The sequence below is a fragment of the Paraburkholderia bengalensis genome (assembly GCF_037126505.1).
Lineage (GTDB): Bacteria > Pseudomonadota > Gammaproteobacteria > Burkholderiales > Burkholderiaceae > Paraburkholderia > Paraburkholderia bengalensis.
This window is the reverse complement of the sequence record NZ_JACFYJ010000265.1, coordinates 1-982: the sequence shown is the minus strand read 5'-3', so window position 1 is coordinate 982 and position 982 is coordinate 1. Positions and strand designations below refer to the sequence as shown.

At 58.8% G+C, this 982-nt stretch carries 1 protein-coding gene and 1 pseudogene; both read left to right on the top strand.

Features of this window, described 5'->3' with window-relative positions; all coding sequences use genetic code 11:
• Positions 1 to 336 (top strand): annotated as a pseudogene (locus H3V53_RS43140) (HU family DNA-binding protein); the annotation flags it as partial.
• A 52-nt stretch (positions 337 to 388) separates the two neighbouring features.
• On the top strand, positions 389 to 643 hold the full coding sequence (locus tag H3V53_RS44025; protein WP_473766679.1) for a CppA family protein: 255 nt from the start codon (positions 389 to 391) through the stop codon (positions 641 to 643).
• The last annotated feature ends 339 nt before the right edge of the window (positions 644 to 982 follow it).

Sequence of the window (982 nt, the reverse complement as noted above, 5' to 3'; positions counted from 1 at the left end):
CGAAAAAGCTGGTCGCCGGCGCACCTGTGAAAGAGACGTTCACAAAGGCTTCGCTCGCCAATCACGTTGCACAAGCGGCTAGTGTTGAACCAAAAGCTGCGAAGGCGATTCTCGCCGCGCTGGAAGACACCATCCTCGGCTCGGTTCACAAGAAGGGTGCCGGCGAATTCACGCTGTCGGGTCTTCTGAAGATCACGGTTTCAGCAAGTGCCCGCGAAGAAGCAGCGCTTCGGTAAGGATCCGTTCACGGGCGAAGAACGCTGGTTCGACGCGAAACCGGCAACGGTTCGTATCAAGGCGCGCGCTTTGAAGAAGCTCAGGGACGCGGCTGCATAAATGCAATGGTTCTGATCTGCTGCCTCACAGGCAGCAACGTGAGCGGGCGCCCATGTCGGCGCCCGTGTTCATTCAGCCCTCGTATCCTCTCGCTATAGAGAAAGCGTACGGCGTGTATGCTGGATCGGGCAAACCGTATCTCTCCGCTGTTTGCAGACGCCTGGGCGTCCGGGCTCTGGAGTTTCATGTGCCACAGCAAACGCCAAGTCCAATTGCCGAACACTCCCTGGCTACCATGCGGAGCATTCTTGCAGCACGAACGGCGTCAGCCAAAGCGGGTGCTGCCTGGACTACCCGTTTTCGTTGAGTAGCCACGCGGCAAGCTTACCGGGCCAACGCCAGCTTGACGGCCTCATCAAGAAAATCCGTCCTGTAGGCCGTGCCTGGAATTCGATTCGTCTATGTCTGCGTTCCATCTATTTACGAAACGTTCGTATCCACTTTTTTCAGCCGACCTCATTTCCGACCTGCGCAGCATGCAGCATGGCGTCGGCGTGCCGGCACGCCTGACAGCGAGCGAGGCGCGCATCCTGGGCGGGTACGCGCGCAGTTCCTGGCGCATTTATTTGAGGTCGACTGTAACGAAGCTGCGCGCGTGATTGCGCTGGATAAGGAGTGCGGCCTTCTTGCCGGCACCGGCCGAAAG